Source organism: Microbispora bryophytorum (assembly GCF_006874465.1).
Lineage (GTDB): Bacteria > Actinomycetota > Actinomycetes > Streptosporangiales > Streptosporangiaceae > Microbispora > Microbispora bryophytorum.
The window spans coordinates 1-18,368 of record NZ_VIRL01000034.1 but is presented as its reverse complement, the minus strand read 5'-3'; the positions used below and the strand labels follow the sequence as shown (position 1 = coordinate 18,368).

The following is an 18,368-nucleotide window of genomic DNA, read 5'->3' as shown; positions in this document are numbered from 1 at the left end:
GGGACCACCGTCCCCCGGGCCCTCGTCGTGAGGGAGACCCGGCGCGTCAGAGGAGACCCAGCGCCTTGGCGAGGCCGGGGTCGCGGCCCGTGGCCAGGTCGAGCGCGGTCATGGGGGCGTGGTGGTCGGCGGGCACGCCGACGGTGTCGATGATCTCCCGGGCGGGGCCGAGATGCCGGACCCTGGGCAGCAGCAGCACGCTGTTGTCGTCGAGAAGGTAAGCCTCGGCCGGCCCGGAGACGGCCCCCGCGGTCCGGGTCCCGACGAGGGCGCCCAGGCCGTTGTCCTTCACGGCCGCGCTGAAGTGCTCGCAGGCCGAGGCGCACGCGCGGTCGGTGAGCACGACAAGGCGCAGCCCGAGCAGGGGGACCGAGTCGTCGGTGCGATTGGCCGTGCACTCGCCTGTGAGCGGGCAGAAGTAGCCGGTGACCTTGCCGTGCGCGAACGCGCCGAGCAGCCGGTTCACCTCCTGCGGCGACCCGCCGCCGTTGCCGCGCAGGTCGACGACCGCGGCCTTCGAGGCGCCCTTGAGCTTGGCGATGACCTGGTCGGCCGCGCCCTGGAAGAACCCGGGCACCTTGACGTAGGTGACGCCGCCGGGGAGCGTCTTCGACGTGACCGCCGGCTCCTGCTCTTCGAGGGGACCCTCCGTGAGCTGCACGGTCCGGACGCGTCCCGTGGTGGGCCGCTTCAGCGTGAGCCGTACGGTGGCGGAGGCGAACGCGTCGACGAGGCTCTGGTTCACCTTGTCCCCGATGAACGCCGGTATCCCGTCGACCTTCTGGATGATGTCGCCGGGCCGGATGCCGGCCGTGTCCGCCGGGCTGCCGGGCAGGACGCGGGTGACGAACAGGGGCGGCCGGGCTGCCGGGTCCAATCGCGGGCCCTGCGCGGCCGACAGACCGGCGATGCCCGTCCCCACCGGTCCGTCCTCCGACGGGGGAGCGATCCTTTCCACCCGGGCGTGGTCGTCGTGGAGCCCCGTGACCATGCCGGTGATCGCGGCGCGCAGCGCGGCCGGGTCGCCGGTGCCGATCATGCCGGCGAACGCGGCCCAGTCGGCGTCGCGGTTCCCCGTCAGCGCGGGCAGGCGGAGACCGGCCTTGTCGGCCCCGCGACGCATCAGCTCCTGGGTGTACGCGGCGAGGGCGTCCCGCAGCAGGACCTTCGAATCCAGCACGGGCCCGCTGTAGTAGTTGTCCAGCACGCACTCGTACGCCTGCCGGAGCGTGTTCACCGACGTCGGCGGCGCGGACTCGGGCGGCGGCGCGGTTATCCGGGCACACCCGCCGTCCGTGGTGGCCGGCACGGTGGTGGCCGGCACGGTGGTGGCCTGTACGGCGGTGGTGTGCAGGGTGGCGGCGGTGAGCAGCACGGCGGCGCAGACAGTTCTGATCATGTCCGTCAGCGTGGCCGCCGGCGGGTTGCACGGCCGTGAACGGCACCGTTAACGCCGCTGTTACCGCACCTGAGGTACGAACGAGGCATGCGGGTTCTTGTGGCCGAAGACGAGCGCGATCTGGCCGACCTCGTCGCGATGGGACTGCGCCGCCAGGCCATGGCGGTCGACGTCGTTTACGACGGCGCCGCCGCGGCCGAGCGGCTGGCGGTCAGCGACTACGACGTCCTCGTGCTGGACCGCGACCTGCCGGGGTTGCACGGCGATCTCGTGTGCCGCGAGCTGGTGGCGCGCGGGAGCCGTACGCGGATCCTGATGATGACGGCGGCGTCGTCGGTGCCGGAGCGCGTCGCCGGCCTCGGCATGGGAGCCGACGACTACCTGCCCAAGCCCTTCGACTTCACCGAACTGGTCGCGCGGGTGCGGGCGCTGGGACGGCGCAGCCGGGACCAGGTGCCTCCGGTGCTGACTCGCCACGGGATCGCGCTCGACACGCACCGGCTCCAGGCGTCCAGGGACGGCCGTCACCTGCACCTGTCGCTCAAGGAGTTCGCCGTCCTGGAGGTGCTGATGCGGGCGGAGGGCGCGGTGGTGAGCGCCGAGCGGCTCCTGGAGGAGGCGTGGGACGAGAACGCCGACCCCTTCACGACCGTGGTGCGGGTCGTGGTCAGCCGCCTGCGCGCGAAGCTGGGCGACCCGCCGTGCATCCAGACCGTCCCCGGCGCCGGATACCTGCTGTGACGACGGTGCGGGTACGGCTCACGCTAATCTACTCGGGGCTTTTCCTGCTCACCTCCGTCGTGCTGCTGGTCATCGTCAACACGCTGTTGCGCATGGCGCTGCACTCGCGGATCGAGCGCTTTTTCCCGTCTCCCATGGGAGAGGCCCCTGCGGCCCCGGCCGCCCCGCTCCCCGGATCGGCGGTGGAGCGGCTCCCGCCGCTGTCCGAGCTGGCGCGGGACGTGATCCACTATCAGTGGGACGTGAGCGCGCTGGCGATCGGGGTCCTGACCCTGGTGTCGGTGGCCGTGGGATGGGTGATCGCGGGGCGGATCCTGCGGCCTCTCCACCGGATCACCGCCACCGCGCAGCGGCTGTCCCTGTCCACCCTGCACGAGCGGATCGCCCTCGGCGGGCCGCGGGACGAGCTGAAGGAACTGGCGGACACGTTCGACGCCATGCTCGACCGGCTGGAGCGCTCCGTCGAGGGGCAGCGCCGCTTCATCGCGAACGCCTCCCACGAGCTGCGGACCCCGCTGGCCGTGCAGCGGACGGCGATCGAGATCGGCCTGCCCGAGGATGTCGGAGAGATCCGCGCCACGCTCCTGCTCCACAACCACCGCATCGAGGGCCTCATCGACGCCCTGCTGGTCCTCTCCCAGGCCGAGCACGGCCTGGAGAGGCGGAGCCGGGTGGCCCTGGACGAGGTCGTACGGCTGGTCCTGGCGGAGGCGGACCGCGGTGAGGTGACCGTCACGGCCCGGATCGAACCGTTCACCGTCCACGGCGACCCGGTCCTGCTCAACCGGCTTGTCACCAACCTCGTCGACAACGCCGTGCGCTACAACCACCCCGGCGGCACGATCGAGGTGACGCTTGCCGGGGGCGTGCTGACGGTCCGCAACACCGGTCCCGAGGTGCCGCCCGAACGCTTCGGCGACCTCTTCGCGCCTTTCCGGCGCCTGCACACGACGCGAGGACAGGGCGCGGGGCTCGGGCTGTCGATCGTCGCGTCGATCGCGACGGCGCACGGGGCTGACGTCCGGGCGCGCCCGAATCCGGGTGGCGGCCTGGAGGTCGCGGTGACGTTCCCGGCGGGCGTCCCTTAACAGCGGTCGCCTCATGACCGGTTGCCTCATGACCGTCGCCCCAGGACCGTCGCCCCAGGACAAAGGTCGTGGTCAGCCGCGGGGGCGCAGGCCGTCGAACAGGACGTCGAGCGTACGACGGCGCAGTTCGTCGCTCCACTGGTCGCGTTCGGCCGCCAGGCACACCCCGCACAGCAGGGCCAGCAGTTCGGGCATCCGGAGGTCGGCCCGCACCGCGTCCGCCTCCTGCGCGGCCGTGAGCAGCCGCCCGATCACCTGCCGCATGTCGCGGCTGACGTCGGCCGTCCCGGCCTTGGGATCGACGCCGGCCCCGGCGAGCAGGTCGGCGGCGGTCTTCTTCTGGGCCGCGTGCACCACGATCCGATCGAGGAACGTGAAGAAGGCCGTACCCGGATCCGGCGACGGCCGGTCCGCCTCCGCCAGGAGCCGTCGCGTACGGTCGATGATCACCGCTTGGTAGAGCGCCTCCTGGGTGGGGAAGTGCCGGTAGATCGTGCCGAGCCCCACCCCCGCCTCCCCGGCGACCGCGCGCACCGACGCGGACGTCCCTTCGCGGGCCAGCACGGCTTCGGCCGCCTCCAGGATGCGCTCCCGGTTGCGCTGCGCGTCGGCACGCCGGGGCCTGACTTCGCCGCTCATCGTCCTCCTCGTCGCGTTTGACAGCCGGAACACGTGTTCCGTATCGTCCCAGCCAACCGGAACAGATGTTCCTGATACTACGGGAGGATACGTGATGGAGTACGCCACGCTCGGCCGTTCGGGACTGCGGGTCTCCACGGCATGCCTCGGCACGATGAACTTCGGCGCCCCCGGAAGCTGCGACGAGACGGAGGCCGCCGGCATCGTGGACGCCTTCCTGGAGGCGGGCGGGAACGTCATCGACACCGCCGACGGCTACAACGGCGGCGAGGCGGAGCGGATCGTGGGGCGGGCCGTGCGGGGCAGGCGGGACTCGGTGGTGCTCGCCACCAAGGCGTTCCTGCCGCAGGGCCCGGGTCCCAACGACCGCGGGCTGTCCCGGGCCCACCTCACCAGGGCGCTGGAGGCCAGCCTGCGCCGGCTCGGCACCGACCACATCGACCTCTACCAGTGCCACCATTGGGACGACTCGACCCCGATCGAGGAGACCATGGCGACTCTGGACGGATTCGTACGGTCGGGCAAGGTGCGGTACATCGGCTGCTCGAACTTCACCGCGGCCCAGATCGTGGAGGCCCAGTGGGCCGCGCAGCGGGCCGGCGGGACGCCGTTCGTCAGCCTCCAGCCGGAGTACTCGCTGGTGGCCAGGGGCATCGAGGCGGAGATCCTGCCCGTCTGCCGGCGGCACGGGCTCGGCACGCTTGTCTGGTCGCCCCTCGGCGGCGGCGTGCTCACCGGCCGCTACCGCCCCGGCGAGACCCCCGGAGCCGACACCCGGCTGGGGCGGCTCATGGCGTCGCCCATCCCCGCGGCCCGTACCTGGGCCGAGGGCTTTCTGAACGAGCCCAACCTCGCGATCGCCGGGCACGTCGCCGAGGCCGCCGCGGAGCTCGGCGTCGCCCCGGCGGCCGTGGCGCTGGCCTGGGTGCGGAGCAGGCCGGAGGTGACCTCGGTCATCGTCGGCCCGCGCACGCTCGACCAGTTGCGCGGCAACCTCGCCGGGCTCGACCTCGCCCTGCCGCCCGAGGTCGCCGATCACCTCGACAAGATCTCCCGCTGACGGAGTGTGAACAGCGGTCGCCGTGGTGTACGACACCCGGCGTAGGGCAGCAGGACGTCCGCGGACATGCTGGCCAAGGGAACGGGACGCCTGAAATGCCGGAAGTATCACAGCAGGTGGAAGAGCATCCCGACGGGGTCGAGCTGCTGCGCCATACGCCGGGGATGAAGGTGCTGGACGACGATGACGACGATCCCGTCCTCGTACGCGCCGACGGCGGACCGGTGGACACCTGGCGCGAGCACTACCCGTACGACCACCGCATCTCCCGGCAGGAGTACGACCGGCACAAGCGGCTGCTGCAGATCGAGCTGCTGAAGCTGCAGTACTGGCTCAAGGACACCGGCGGCCGCCTGGTCCTCCTGTTCGAAGGACGGGACGCGGCCGGCAAGGGCGGCACCATCAAGCGCTTCATGGAGCACCTCAACCCCCGTGGCGCGACCGTGGTGGCGCTGGAGAAGCCCAGCGAGCGCGAGCGCGGCCAGTGGTACTTCCAGCGGTACGTCGAGCACCTCCCGGCCGCGGGGGAGATCGTGCTGTTCGACCGGTCCTGGTACAACCGCGCGGGAGTCGAGCGGGTCATGGGCTTCTGCACTCCGGAGGAGTACATGGAGTTCATGTACCAGGCTCCGCTGTTCGAGCGGATGCTCGTGCGCGACGGCATCCGCCTGGTCAAGCTCTGGTTCTCGGTGTCGCGGGCCGAGCAGCGCACCCGGTTCGTCATCCGCCAGGTGGACCCCGTGCGGCAGTGGAAGCTGTCGCCGATGGACCTCGCCTCGCTGGACCGGTGGAACGAGTACACCCGGGCCAAGGAGGACATGTTCCTCAACACCGACACCGAGGACGCCCCCTGGACGATCATCAAGAGCAACGACAAGAAGCGCGGCAGGCTGGAGGCGATGCGCTACGTCCTGTCCCTGTACGACTACGACGACAAGGACGCCTCGGTCGTGGGCGAGCCCGACCCCCTGATCGTCCGGTCCGCGGCCGACATCGTGGAGGAGGACAACGCCGAGCCGCTCTCGCCGTTCTGACCCCTCAGCCGACCTTCCACCCCGGGCGGACCAGCCCCGACTCGTACGCGATGACGACGAGCCTGACCCGGTCCGGCGAGTTCCGTTACGCCCGCTCGGCGGTGCGGTACAGATCGCGTACGGCGGAGCCGAAGTAGGGGCCGTACATCGTGCGGTGGTCATTGCTGTACTTGAAGCTGCTGACGGACGTCAGCGTGCCCCGGCCCGAGACCGGGTCGAAGCCGCTGAGCCAGGGCCCGCCGCTGGCCCCCGCCGTGAGGTTGCAACGCAGGCCCTGATCGCGGGTCTGCCCCTGCGGGTCGCCGTGGGGGACGCCCGCGCAGTACAGCAGTCGCTCGCCGTCGTACGGGGGATCCGCGGGGAACCCGAACCCGTAGGTCCGGCGGCTTCGGGGCGGGTCGAAGGCGATGGGCTGTCCGCCCACCAGGTCGGTCAGGTGCCGCCCGTCCCGGTCGTCCACGGCGACCATGCCCACGTCGTAGTCGTCGTTCCCGGACCGCGACCAGGGCCCGGCCACGAACATCCGCCGTGCCGGGAAGGCGCCGTACGGCTGCCGCCCTTCGTCGTATCCGGGGACGAAGGTCCAGTTCTCCGCCCAGTCCCCGGCGCCGTCCTTGACGCAGTGTCCCGCGGTGACGACCAGGTCCCTGTTCGCGCCGTGCACGGCGCTGGCGGAGCAGGAGAAGTCCACCTCGTTCAGCGTGAGGAAGACCCTGCCGGTCGTCCTCGTCACCGAGCCGCCCGCCGCCCAGCGCGTGCCGCTCGTCGTCGCCGGGGGCATCGCCGCCGCCTGCCGTGTCCTGGCCGTCCCCGTTGTCCGGGTCGTCCCGGCCGTTCCGGTGGACCTGCGCGCCGCCTGGCCGGGGGCGAGGACCGCTCCCGCGGCCGGCAGTAGGGCGGCGTGAGCGACGGGCGGCAGGGCGGTCCTGGCGACAGGCGGCAGCACCGATCCCGAGGGAGTGGCCGGCGGCAGTACCGACGGGGCGCCGGGCCCGGCGGTCGTGATCTTCTGGAGGCCCCCCAGCAGCCCGATCGGGACCGCCCGCGCCATCCGCTGCGGCGTCCAGTAGGTTCCGGAGGCGTGCCCGGCCACGTGCTCCACGACGTCTCCCACCGGGGAGACCTCCCGGCCGGGGGCTCCCAGGAGTCCGGTGACGAGGGTGGCGACGGCAAGCAAGGGGAGGCTCGGAGTCATGGCTCCCGAGTGTGGACCACGAGAAGTGCTCTCGTGGTTACTTTCGGTGAATCAGGTGAGGGCCGCCTTCTGGGCCGTGTTGTAGACCGCCTCGGCCTCCGGGCCGAAGTAGGGGCCGAACATCCAGTAGGACGCGAAGTTGTACTTGAAGCTGTTCACCGAGTTGAGCAGGCCCCCGCCGGTGCGCTCGCTGAAGTTGAGGAACCACGGGCCGCCGCTGGCGCCGCCGGTCATGCCGCAGCTCAGCCCCTGGTCCTGTGAGCTGAGGTAGTCGTCGAAGGTCCGCCCGCTGCAGTAGACCAGCTTCGACCCGTCGTAGGGCCCGCCCGCGGGGTAGCCGAAGGCGTACGTCTGGCGCCCGCGCGGCTGGTTGAACGCGACGCCCTGCCCCCCGACGACGTCGGTGAGGCTCTTGCCGCCCTGCGGCGCGACGACGGCGGCGGCGACGTCGTAGTTCATGTTCTCGCCGGAGTTCCACTGCGCGGTGGTGAGCAGGGTGATCGCCGGCCAGGTGCCGTGGGGCCTGTCGCCCTGGTCGTAACCCGGGACGAAGACCCAGTTGGCGTGGAAGGCGCCGTTCAGCTTCACGCAGTGGCCCGCGGTGATGACCACGCTCTTGTTGGCGCTGGTGACGGCGGTGCCCGAGCAGGAGGCGTTCCGCCCGGCGTCCGATCCGGCCGTGACCGTGAAGAACACCCTTCCCGTTGTCTTCGCCACCGTCCCGCCCGCCGTCCAGGACGAGCCGGAGGTCCGCGAGGAGACACGGGCCGCGGCGGTCAGCGACGGGGCGACGGTGGGGGGCCGCGCGGCGGAGGCGTCAGCGGGCACCTCAGCGGACACCCCGGCGGGCGCCTCGGCGGGCACCTCGGCTGGCGCTGAGCGGGCCGAGCCGCCCGTGGAGCCGGCCGCCGCGAAGTGCCGGTCGCCGGCGCCGGGGGCGTCGAGCGGCTTCGCGGTCTCCATCCGCGCGACGGTCCAGAACTTTTTGACCGTGCGCTGCTCCGTCGCCGTGTCGGCCGCCTCGTGTACGGCGGGCCGGGGACCGGCGGCGGCCGACCGCGTGACGGTTCCCGTCACGGTGGCCGCGGCGCCGTGAGCGGCGGGGAGCATCGCCCCCGCCGCGGCGAGGGCGGGGACCGCGAGAACGGCGAGACGTCGTGCCCTGGGGTGCATGCCTGGCTACCTCCATGTCGGGATGCCTGAAACGAGGCGAGATGTCCTGACGTGGGAAAGTAGCGACGCCTACACCCTGGTTTCGCGCAATCTGCCAATACGGTTATGGGCAGATTCGGGCATATATGTGCTGCTTTCTCCCCTGCACCTTTCTGCGCAGCACCTTCCGCGTCAGCTCCGGCGGTTCCGCGTACGGCGCGTGCCGTTGCGGGCCGGCGGACCGTCTCGGAGACAATGAGGGAATGAGCTCCCAATCCCTGCCGCAGCCCCGGTCTGTCGTCGTGCTGGGTTCGACCGGCTCCATCGGCACCCAGGCTCTCGACGTCGTCGCCAACGCCCCCGGACGGTTCCGCGTGACCGCGCTCGCCGCGGGCGGCGGCCGGGTCGACCTGCTGGCGAGGCAGGCGGCCGACTTCGGGGCCGAGGCGGTGGCGGTCGCCGACCCGGCGGCCGTACCGGCGCTGCGCGAGGCGCTGTCGGCGGCGGGCGCGCGGGCGAGGGTGCTGGCGGGCCCGGAGGGGGTGGCGGAGGTCGCGGCGTCGCCCTGCGACATCGTGCTCAACGGCATCACCGGGGCCCTGGGGCTGACCTCCACACTCGCCGCGCTGGAGGCGGGCCGGACGCTCGCACTGGCCAACAAGGAGTCGCTGATCGTGGGCGGCCCGCTGGTCAAGCGCCTTGCCGGGCCGGGGCAGATGATTCCCGTGGACTCCGAGCACTCCGCGCTCGCCCAGTGTCTGTGGGCGGCCGGGCCGGGCGGGGCCGACCCTGCGGCCGTACGGCGGCTGGTGGTGACGGCGAGCGGCGGCCCGTTCCGGGGCAGGAGGCGGGCCGAGCTGACGGACGTGACCCCGGAGATGGCGCTGAACCACCCGACCTGGAGCATGGGCCCGGTCATCACGGTGAACTCGGCGACGCTCGTCAACAAGGGCCTGGAGGTGATCGAGGCCCATCTGCTGTTCGACATCGGGTTCGACCGGATCGAGGTGGTGGTCCACCCGCAGTCGATCATCCACTCGATGGTGGAGTTCGCCGACGGCTCGACGATCGCGCAGGCGAGCCCGCCCGACATGCGGCTGCCGATCTCGCTCGCGCTGGCCTACCCCGACCGGGTGCCCGGCGCGGCCCGGGCGGTCGACTGGACCACCGCCCACACCTGGACCTTCGAGCCGCTCGACGACGAGGCGTTCCCGTCGGTCGCGCTGGCCCGTCACGTGGGCGCCCTGGGGGGCACGGCGCCGGCGGTCTACAACGCGGCGAACGAGGTGTGCGTGGAGGCGTTCCTGAAGGGCGCCCTGCCGTTCCTCGGCATCGTGGACACGGTGGAGAGCGTGGTGGCCGCCCACACCCCCGGCCCGGCGGCGTCCGTGGAGGAGGTACTCGCGGCGGACGCGTGGGCGAGGGCGCGGGCGGCCAAACTGACGAGCTAGGAGCCCGTGGCGCGACCCGGGTCAGGCGGGCCGCGCCGCGGGCCGACGGGGTCAGGCCGAGCAGGACAGCGTCGGGGTGCTGCCGCTCGACCCGTTGGCCAGGAAGCCGAACGTGGTCGAGGCGCCGGCGCCCAGACTGCCGTTGTAGTTCACGTTCGTCACGCTGACGTTGCTGCCGGATTGGCTGAGCGTGCCGTTCCAGACCTGCGTGATTGTCGAGCCGCTCGGTTGAGTCCAACTGGCGGTCCAGCTGCTGATGGACGAGGAGCCGGCCTTCACCGTCACCTCACCCTGGTATCCGCCTCCCCACGAGCTGACGACCTTGTAGGTGGCCGAGCAGGCGCCGCCGCCGCCGGGGTTCGGCGACGGGCTGGGCGACGGGCTGACCCGCGGGCTCGGCGAGGTGTTGGGCGTGGTGACGGGGGACGGCGACGGGGAGGCGGGCCGGGTGGGAGAGGGGCTGGGGCTCGGGTTGCCCGAGTCTCCGACACCGGTCACCTGGCCGTTGCCGCCGTCGAAGACGACGTCGGAGCAGCTGTAGAACGTCTCGTTGCTGTCCGAGCGCTGCCACACGGTGTAGATGATGTGGCGGCCGCTCTTACCCGACGGCAGGTGGGCGTCCCAGTAGTAGTGGCCGTCCTCGGTGCCCACCGAGCCGACGCTCGGCGGGTTGGTGACGCTGTCGAACGGCGTCGACTCCAGGTCGCTCCAGGCCAGCGAGCGGGTCGGGCTCCAGGAGTCCTTGGTGATGTACGACCGGAACGTGCCGGGGTGCGCGGCCCACTTGTTGTACTTGAACTGGATGGTCGCCCCGGACGTCAGGTGGGTGACCGGCCAGTCGTTGCGGGCGAGGTCGAATCCGCTGAAGTCGTAGACGACCGCGCCGCCGCTGCACAGCTGCCCGTCCGGGATGAAGCCGGACATCCGGCCGGCGCCGTCCGAGCGCAGCACGGCGAACCAGTTGTACAGCGCGTTGGTCCCGCCCTTGGCGACCGCGGCCGCGCAGGCGGGGTTCTTCGGCTGGATGGCTCCGCTCGAGGTCGTGCCGTCCTTCCAGCACAGGTAGGTGCGGCTGCCGGGCATCATCGGGGCGCCGTGCGCGGACGCCGGGGCGGCGAGCACGACGGCGGAGACGAGGGCGGACAGCGCTGCGACGATCAGCCCGATCGTCGCTTTCGACAGTTTTCTTCGTGGTCTACCCACGGGCTACCCTTTCGCGTGGTCATGGCTGCCGCACTCGTGGTGCAGCACGGCACCGCCGACGGCGGGAGCACGTCGGCCCGGGGAGACAGCCGTTGACTTGCCAACCAGGTGGTGCGTAGAGCGCTCTCGCGATTCGGACTCTAGGTCGGCTTCTGCCGCCTGCCCACCCGCGTGAGGGCCACTGCGCCCGTCCTCGCAGGTGGCGGCTCTTCCTACGGCCGCGGGTCATGAAACCTTCATTCCTCGTGAAAAGGTTTCGGGCCGCCCGGCGTCGCGGCACTCCTTAGACTGGGAGGGCCCCTATCGGGCATCGCCTATTACAACAAGGTGCAGAAATGTCTGTTGATCTCGGGATTCCCGCCGTACGGACCCAGCCGATCGCCAACCGGCGGGTGTCACGTCAGATCATGGTCGGCTCGGTCCCCGTCGGTGGGGACGCGCCGGTCTCGGTGCAGTCCATGACCACCACGCTGACCGCCGACGTCAATGCCACCCTGCAGCAGATCGCCGAGCTCACCGCCTCCGGCTGCCAGATCGTCCGCGTCGCGGTCCCCTCCCAGGACGACGCCGACGCGCTGCCGGCCATCGCGAGGAAGTCCCAGATCCCGGTCATCGCCGACATCCATTTTCAGCCCAAATACGTCTTCGCGGCGATCGAGGCGGGGTGCGCGGCCGTCCGGGTTAACCCCGGGAACATCAAGAAGTTCGACGACAAGGTCGGCGAGATCGCCCGCGCCGCCTCCGACGCCGGCGTGCCGATCAGGATCGGGGTCAACGCCGGCTCGCTCGACCCGCGCCTGCTGCAGAAGTACGGCAAGGCCACTCCGGAGGCCCTGGTCGAGTCGGCGCTGTGGGAGTGCTCACTGTTCGAGGAGCACGGCTTCCGCGACATCAAGATCTCGGTCAAGCACAACGACCCGGTCGTCATGATCCAGGCCTACCGGCTGCTCGCCGCGCGCTGCGACTACCCGCTGCACCTCGGCGTGACCGAGGCGGGGCCGGCCTTCCAGGGCACGATCAAGTCCGCGGTGGCGTTCGGCGCGCTGCTGGCCGAAGGGATCGGCGACACCATCCGGGTGTCGCTGTCGGCGCCTCCGGTCGAGGAGGTCAAGGTCGGCACGCAGATCCTCGAGTCGCTGGGCCTGCGCGAGCGCGGCCTGGAGATCGTGTCCTGCCCGTCCTGCGGCCGTGCCCAGGTGGACGTCTACACCCTCGCCGAGCAGGTGCAGGCCGGGCTGACCGGGCTCAAGGCGCCGCTGCGCGTGGCCGTGATGGGCTGCGTGGTCAACGGCCCCGGCGAGGCCAGGGAGGCCGACCTCGGCGTCGCCTCCGGCAACGGCAAGGGCCAGATCTTCGTGAAGGGCGAGGTCGTCAAGACCGTCCCCGAGTCGCAGATCGTCGAGACCCTCATCGAAGAGGCCCTGCGTATCGCCGAGGAGATGGGCGTCGACGTCGACCTCGACGACGACGAGACCGCCGGTCCGGAGGTCGTCGTCAGCTGACCCCGGCATTACAGTTCGCAATGCTCTGACTACACAATGGCAATGATCGGGTAGTACGGAGCGTACGCGGCCGATCGCATCGCGAAGCTGTCCTCTGCTGTTCGGAAGCAGAGGAGCAATGCCGGTGAAGCGGGTCGTTGGTGTGATCGCGGGCGTGGCGGCGCTGGTCGCCGGGCTGGTCGGTCCGGAAGGGGTGGCCGCCGGATCGGACCGGCCGGGGCACTGGGGGCCGCCGCAGCGTCCGCTCGAATGGAAGCAGTGCCCGCCGGAGACCAAGTCGGCCTCCGGCGGCCTGCTGGGCTTCGGCTCGGCCCGGCCGCTGTGGCCGGCCCGCCGCGGCGACCGGCGGGAGCCGGTGCAGGAGTGCGCGGAGCTGCGCGTCCCGCTCGACTACCACGAGCCGTACGGTCAGCAGATCACGCTGGCGCTCAACCGGATCAAGGGCACCGTCTCGCGTGACGGCAACCACCTCGGCGCGCTGCTGGTGAACCCCGGTGGACCGGGCGGCGAGGGGCTCAGCCTGGCCAGATACGTCGCGACACGGCTGCCCAAGGACGTCGCGGCGCGGTTCGACGTCGTCGGCTTCGCCCCGCGCGGGGTGGCGCCCAGTCAGCCCGCCATGTCGTGCGTGGACCCGGCCCGCTTCTACGCGGCGCCCCGGCCGGACAACGTGCCGAAGAACGACGCCGAGGAGCAGGTGCTGGTCGGCCGGGCCAGGCAGTACGCCGAGGGCTGCGGCAACCGCTGGGCCTGGTTCCTGCCCTACCTGACCACGGAGAACTCCGCCCGGGACATGGACGCCGTGCGCGCGGCGCTCGGCGAGGAGAAGATCAGCTACCTCGGCTACTCGTACGGCACCTACCTGGGTGCGGTTTACGCCACCCTGTTCCCGCAGCGGGTGCGCCGCCTCGTGCTCGACAGCGTGGTCGACCCCGACGGCGTCTGGTATCAGGCCAACATCGCCCAGGACCACAGCTTCGACCGGCGGCACCGCGACTTCCTCGCCTGGGTGGCCGAACACGACGACGTCTACAAGCTCGGCGCGACGCAGGCGGCGGTGTCCTTCGCGTGGTACTCCATGCGCTCCCGCCTGCGCGACAGGCCCGCGGGCGGGGTCGTGGGCCCGAGCGAACTGGACGACGTCTTCTCCAACGGCGCCTACAGCGACCGGCTCTGGCCGTACCTGGGCGCCGCCTTCTCGTCCTACGTCCGCAACGGCGACCCCTCGGTCCTGGTGAAACTGTTCCATGTGGAGGCCGAGATCGACGCGGAGGAGGAGAACTCCTACGCGGTCTACCTGGGCGTGGAGTGCCGCGACGCGGCCTGGCCCCGATCCTGGGACCGCTGGCGGGCCGACACGCGCCGGGCGCACGCCCAGGCGCCGTTCATGGCCTGGCCCAACGCCGTCTACAACGCGCCGTGCGCGTTCTGGCCGGAGAAGGGCGGCACGCCGGTCAAGGTGGGCACGTCGCACCTGCCGTCGGTCCTGTTGATCCAGGCCGAGCGCGACGCCGCCACGCCGTACGAGGGGGCGGCGCGCATGCGCCGCCTGTTCCCGACCGCGCGCCTGCTCACCTCGGGCGGCGGCAACCACGGCGTGTCGCTCGCCGGGAACGCGTGCGTGGACCGGCAACTGGCGGCCTACCTGCGCGACGCGGCGCTGTTGCCGCAGCGCAGGGGCAAACGGGGCGCCGACGCGACGTGCCCGGGTGCGCCGGAGCCGCGGGCCGCGCTGATGAAGGTGGTGGCGGGTGCGCCGGGAACGGCGTCCCACGTCTCCGCTGTACGGCGGTGAGCACGGCCGGGCCGATACCTCCCAAACGCGAAGCGTTCGCGTAGGCTAAGCCCGTGATGCTGCGAACATCGGCGTCGCGCGTGCTCGACGACAGCGATCGTGACGAGGTGCTGGCGCTCCTCGACACCGATCCGGTCGCCAATGTGTTCGTAGCGGCCCGGGTCAGGGCTGTCGGCCTCAGCCCTGCACGGCTCGGTGGCCAGATGTGGGGTTACGGCCCGCGCGGAGGGCTGGTGTCCCTGTGCTACGCGGGCGCCAACCTGGTGCCCGTGAACGCCACCCGCGAGGCCGTGCACGCCTTCGCCGACCGGGCGCGCAAGCAGGGCCGTCGCTGCTCGTCGATCGTCGGCCCGGCCGGCGCCGTGGAACAGCTCTGGGAGCGGCTGGAACCGCACTGGGGCGGTGCCCGGGCCATCCGGTGGGCACAGCCGGTCATGGCCACGAGTTCCGCGCCCGCCGTCGAGCCGGACCCACTCGTACGGAGAGTCCGCCCCGAGGAGTTCGGCATCCTGCTGCCCGCCTGCGTGGCGATGTTCACCGAGGAGGTGGGCGTCTCGCCGGACAACGGCGACGGCGGAGCGCTTTACCGGTCCAGGGTCGCCGAGCTCATCCGCATCGGGCGGTCGTACGCGCGCATCGACGACGGCCAGGTGGTCTTCAAGGCCGAGATCGGCGCGGTGACGCCGCAGGTGTGCCAGATCCAGGGCGTGTGGGTCCACCCCGACCTGCGCGGGCGCGGCCACGCCGCGGCGGGCATGGCCGCCGTGGTCGAGCAGGCGCTGAAGTACCTCGCCCCGGTCGTCACCCTCTACGTGAACGACTTCAACCTCCCGGCCAGGGCCGTCTACCGCAAGGTGGGCTTCCAGGAGGTCGACACGTTCATGTCCGTGCTGTTCTGATCGGGCTGTTCTGACTACGTCGTTTGAACTGGGCCGCTCTGGTCGTGCTGGTTCAACGTGTGAGCTTCAGGCGCTGAGACCCGCCTGCGCCGGTCGCACCAGCCGGGTCAGCAGGTGGTCCAGCTCGGCCGCCGGGTCGCCGGTCAGCCCCGCGTGCACCGGCCCGGTCTGCACGACCGTGCTGCGTGGCGCGGTGAGCCAGCGGAACCGGGCGCCCAGCGGCTCCCCGCGCAGGGGCCCCGCCTCCTCACCACACGCCCGCTCGTAGGCGGCGAGCGCCAGCCGTACGCCGGGAAGATCGATCGGCACGCTCAGCGCCAGCAGCCGGGCCTCGTCCAGCTCCACCCGCGCACACAGGTAGCCGCGAGGCTGGCAGTAGAGGATGACCCCCGCGTTGACGAGTTCGCCCCGCTCCACGCTGGGCACGACGCGGATGACCGCGTACTCGTAGACGTCCAGATCGCTCATCGGCCGCCCTCTCGCGCCGCACGCCAGAAACCGCCGATCGTCGCGCTCCGCTCACCGCGGCGCGGCGCGGGAGCGGCGGCGGTGTTACTGGCGGCGTCGGGCAGCCAGTCGCGGTGCCCGGCGACCCGGGCGAGCAGGTGCTCTGCGTAGGCCCGCCGCACGGCCTGCGCGTCCGCGAAGCCCGGCTCGCCCTCCAGCCACTCGTCCGGCACCAACGCGGTCACCTCGTCGAGCAGCGGGCGGGTGACGAGCCCGGCCAGGTCCGCGTCGGCCTGCCCCAGCTCCGTCGCGAACGGCGCGAGCACGTGGTCGCGACCGTCGAACCGGCGGCGAGGGTCGGCCGTCGGCCAGTTGTGGTGGAACCACAGGGCCGCGCCGTGGTCGATCAGCCACACCCCGCCGTGCCAGACGAGCAGGTTGGGGTTGCGCCAGCTCCGGTCGACGTTGTGGACGAACGCGTCGAACCACAGCACCCGGGAGGCGAACTCGGCGTCGGGCTCCCATGCGAGCGGGTCGAAGCCGAGCGCTCCGGGCAGGAAATCGATTGCGAGGTTGTGCCCGGCGCTCGCCGTGAGCAGATCCTGGATCTCCTCGTCGGGCTCGCGGACGCCGAGCTGCGGGTCGAGGTCGATGACCTTGAGCTCCGGCGTGGCGAAGCCGAGCCGCCTGGCGAGCTCGGCGCAGATGATTTCGGCGACCAGCACCCGCCGGCCCTGCCCGGCACCGCGGAACTTCACGACGTATGTGCCGAGGTCGTCGGCTTCGACGACTCCGGGCAGCGACCCGCCCTCGCGCAGGGGCGCGACGTACCGGGTCGCCGTGATCTGTTCGAGCACGAGAGGAAGGCTACCGGCAGGACCGGCGGGCGCTCCCCTCCACGCGCCCGCCGGCCGTTCGGCCGACTCAGTGGGCCTGGCTCGGCAACCACCACATCCGGCCCTCGGCGACGTCGTGGTAAACGTCGAGCAGATCCATGCCGGTGGTCTTGCTCCGTGACTCGGCGGCGGCCCAGGCGTATACACCGCGTGCGATCGAGCCGCGCTCCTGCTGGACCCGCAGCGCGTAGACGAGGGCCCTGATCTCGTGCACCCTCCGGTTCTCCGGCTCGGCCTGCGCCGCGAGCTCGGCGAGCTGGCAGGCCAGGCGCAGGTCGCCGTCTGCCGCTGCGGCGACGGCCCGGCCCGCGACCGACGCCGCGCCCGCCGACAGCTCGGCGACCGCGCGGGCGAACACGGCGTCCGGTGCGGGCTTGAGATTGGCGGGGTTGCCGTCGTGCCAGCCGCCGTGCAGCCGCCAGATGTTGCGCACGATGAACTCGGGCTCGTCGTGACGCTCGCGCAGGTAGGGCCGCCCGGCGAGCGCCGGCGGCGGCTTGACCGAGTGCAGGACCTCGTCCAGGCGGGCGCCGGCGTTCATCAGGTCGAGCGTCTGCTCCACCAGGCTGTCGAGATAGTCGGCCGTGTCGATGAGCGCCCGGCGCACCCGTGCGGGCCCGCGAATCGGCAGCCCTCTTCCGGGGAGCAGCAGATCGGCGTCGAGTGCGGCCATGGCACGCAGCGCCACCGCCCAGTCGTCCGGATAGCGCTGGATCCGCTGTGGGTCGCCCGCTCCGGGGACCGTCCAGGCGAACAGGTCGCCGGTCAGCAGCACCCCCCGCTCGGGCAGGAACGCCCAGGTGGCGTCGTCGGTGTCGCCGCGGGCATGGGTGAGCTGGAAGGTGACGTCTCCCAGTGACAGGGACAGCCGGTCGCGGTAGGTCAGGTCGGGGAGCCGCTGCGGCGGCGGCCAGACCACGCGGGGGAAGCCCTGCTCACGCAGGTCGACGACCGCGTTGTAGCCGGCCGCCCTGCCCCGCTGGGCGAGACCGTGGGCCAGCCCCTCCTGCGCCACTACCAGCGGGCGGGGGCCCGGCTCGGCGTCGAACTCCTCCATCCCGGCCAGCCGGTCGGCCCGGCTGCGGGAGAAGATCGCGTATTTGAGCGATTCGGCCGACCACTTCCTGATCGCGCGGTACGACTGCTCGGCCTCGTGGGCGTCGCCCGTGTCGAAGAGACCCAGCCCGTCCTCGCCACGGACGACGTACACGTTGCCGCACGCCGGCCACATCGCCACGCCGTAGGCGATCTCCTGCACGCCGTCGCGGCGCAGCTCCGCGTAGGGCACGTCCTCGGGGCGCACCGAACCACGCCAGACCTCGTCGGCGTACGACAGGATCGGTGATTCCATGGTCAAGAGCCTGATCCTCCGGGCGGACGGTGCACAGTAGGGAGATCCCTAATGTCCGGCGACACCGCTGTCCCGATGCGCGGTGCCAAGCGGTGCCAAGGACAAGTGGCGTCTAAAACGGCGGCACTTCGAGGTCGCTTCTGAAGGAAGCTCCTCCGGTTTCGGTGTCGGCCTGCTCACTGGCGCCGTGTCTGGCGCCGTGTCCGGCACCGCTTCTGACGCCGTGTCCAGCACCGTGTATGGCACTGTGTCCGGCGCCATGTCCGGCGCCATGTCCGGCGCCATGTCCGGCACCGTGTCTGGCGCTGTGTCTGGCGCCCTGTCTGGTTTCGCTGTCCGCCTCGCCACTGGTCGTGTCGTGACGTCCGCCGCTGTGACTGGGAGTTGTTTGAGGTCGGGATGGAGTCATGATGGTGTCCGGTGTTCCGGCGGGGTTGGCGGGCAGGTGTCCGGGCGGGGTGTCGGGCCAGTTGCGGGGCTGGGGGTCGGGGGCGGGTTGGATGATCTTCGGGAGTG

At 71.7% G+C, this 18,368-nt stretch carries 16 protein-coding genes; 8 read left to right on the top strand and 8 right to left on the bottom strand.

What is annotated here, in order from left to right; genetic code table 11:
• Positions 1-46: 46 nt before the first annotated feature.
• Positions 47-1,399, bottom strand: a complete 1,353-nt coding sequence (locus FLX07_RS34670) for a S41 family peptidase (protein ID WP_142575984.1) — start codon at positions 1,397-1,399, stop codon at positions 47-49.
• An 87-nt stretch (positions 1,400-1,486) separates the two neighbouring features.
• Between FLX07_RS34670 and FLX07_RS34665 the strand changes: the two genes are divergently transcribed.
• Together FLX07_RS34665 and FLX07_RS34660 are read left to right on the top strand one after the other, a co-directional pair.
• Positions 1,487-2,140, top strand: a complete 654-nt coding sequence (locus FLX07_RS34665; protein ID WP_142575982.1) for a response regulator transcription factor — start codon at positions 1,487-1,489, stop codon at positions 2,138-2,140.
• Positions 2,137-3,228, top strand: a complete 1,092-nt coding sequence (locus FLX07_RS34660; RefSeq protein WP_142575980.1) for a HAMP domain-containing sensor histidine kinase — start codon at positions 2,137-2,139, stop codon at positions 3,226-3,228. Before FLX07_RS34665 ends, FLX07_RS34660 begins: the two co-directional genes overlap by 4 nt.
• A gap of 72 nt (positions 3,229-3,300) precedes the next feature.
• Here FLX07_RS34660 and FLX07_RS34655 read toward each other — a convergent pair whose 3' ends face one another.
• Positions 3,301-3,867, bottom strand: a complete 567-nt coding sequence (locus tag FLX07_RS34655; RefSeq protein ID WP_142575978.1) for a TetR/AcrR family transcriptional regulator — start codon at positions 3,865-3,867, stop codon at positions 3,301-3,303.
• Between the two features lie 94 nt (positions 3,868-3,961).
• Between FLX07_RS34655 and FLX07_RS34650 the strand changes: the two genes are divergently transcribed.
• Together FLX07_RS34650 and ppk2 are read left to right on the top strand one after the other, a co-directional pair.
• Positions 3,962-4,927: an aldo/keto reductase gene (locus FLX07_RS34650; RefSeq protein WP_142575975.1), complete on the top strand. Its 966-nt coding sequence runs from the start codon at positions 3,962-3,964 to the stop codon at positions 4,925-4,927.
• A gap of 116 nt (positions 4,928-5,043) precedes the next feature.
• Positions 5,044-5,961 (top strand): polyphosphate kinase 2, encoded by a 918-nt coding sequence (ppk2, locus tag FLX07_RS34645; protein WP_229689984.1) that lies wholly within the window; start codon positions 5,044-5,046, stop codon positions 5,959-5,961.
• Positions 5,962-6,046: 85 nt separating this feature from the next.
• Here the strand turns inward: ppk2 and FLX07_RS34640 are convergent, their stop codons facing one another.
• Both FLX07_RS34640 and FLX07_RS34635 read right to left on the bottom strand, forming a co-directional pair.
• Complete coding sequence (locus FLX07_RS34640) at positions 6,047-7,156, bottom strand: trypsin-like serine peptidase (protein ID WP_223854394.1); 1,110 nt, start codon at positions 7,154-7,156, stop codon at positions 6,047-6,049.
• Positions 7,157-7,207: 51 nt separating this feature from the next.
• Positions 7,208-8,329, bottom strand: a complete 1,122-nt coding sequence (locus tag FLX07_RS34635) for a trypsin-like serine peptidase (RefSeq protein WP_142575973.1) — start codon at positions 8,327-8,329, stop codon at positions 7,208-7,210.
• Positions 8,330-8,571: 242 nt separating this feature from the next.
• Between FLX07_RS34635 and dxr the strand changes: the two genes are divergently transcribed.
• Positions 8,572-9,759: a 1-deoxy-D-xylulose-5-phosphate reductoisomerase gene (gene dxr / locus FLX07_RS34630; RefSeq protein WP_142575971.1), complete on the top strand. Its 1,188-nt coding sequence runs from the start codon at positions 8,572-8,574 to the stop codon at positions 9,757-9,759.
• Between the two features lie 51 nt (positions 9,760-9,810).
• On the opposite strand, the gene FLX07_RS34625 is transcribed toward dxr, so the two are convergent.
• On the bottom strand, positions 9,811-10,962 hold the full coding sequence (locus FLX07_RS34625; protein ID WP_208762548.1) for a lytic polysaccharide monooxygenase: 1,152 nt from the start codon (positions 10,960-10,962) through the stop codon (positions 9,811-9,813).
• Between the two features lie 335 nt (positions 10,963-11,297).
• Here FLX07_RS34625 and ispG point away from each other — a divergent pair, with 335 nt between their 5' ends.
• From ispG to FLX07_RS34610, 3 genes are all read left to right on the top strand, one after another.
• Complete coding sequence (gene ispG / locus FLX07_RS34620) at positions 11,298-12,464, top strand: flavodoxin-dependent (E)-4-hydroxy-3-methylbut-2-enyl-diphosphate synthase (RefSeq protein ID WP_142575968.1); 1,167 nt, start codon at positions 11,298-11,300, stop codon at positions 12,462-12,464.
• Between the two features lie 124 nt (positions 12,465-12,588).
• On the top strand, positions 12,589-14,259 hold the full coding sequence (locus tag FLX07_RS34615) for an alpha/beta hydrolase (protein ID WP_142575966.1): 1,671 nt from the start codon (positions 12,589-12,591) through the stop codon (positions 14,257-14,259).
• Between the two features lie 56 nt (positions 14,260-14,315).
• On the top strand, positions 14,316-15,158 hold the full coding sequence (locus tag FLX07_RS34610) for a GNAT family N-acetyltransferase (RefSeq protein ID WP_142576020.1): 843 nt from the start codon (positions 14,316-14,318) through the stop codon (positions 15,156-15,158).
• A gap of 66 nt (positions 15,159-15,224) precedes the next feature.
• Here the strand turns inward: FLX07_RS34610 and FLX07_RS34605 are convergent, their stop codons facing one another.
• The 3 genes from FLX07_RS34605 to FLX07_RS34595 all read right to left on the bottom strand — a co-directional run bounded on the left by FLX07_RS34605 (position 15,225) and on the right by FLX07_RS34595 (position 17,852).
• Positions 15,225-15,626 (bottom strand): DUF3037 domain-containing protein, encoded by a 402-nt coding sequence (locus FLX07_RS34605; protein WP_142575964.1) that lies wholly within the window; start codon positions 15,624-15,626, stop codon positions 15,225-15,227.
• Positions 15,623-16,462, bottom strand: coding sequence for a HipA family kinase (locus FLX07_RS34600; RefSeq protein WP_142575962.1), 840 nt, complete (start codon positions 16,460-16,462; stop codon positions 15,623-15,625). The genes FLX07_RS34605 and FLX07_RS34600 overlap by 4 nt, the downstream gene beginning before the upstream one ends.
• A gap of 67 nt (positions 16,463-16,529) precedes the next feature.
• The gene (locus FLX07_RS34595; RefSeq protein WP_142575960.1) at positions 16,530-17,852 is read right to left on the bottom strand and encodes an alkyl sulfatase dimerization domain-containing protein; all 1,323 of its coding nucleotides are present in this window, start codon (positions 17,850-17,852) and stop codon (positions 16,530-16,532) included.
• Positions 17,853-18,368: the final 516 nt, after the last annotated feature.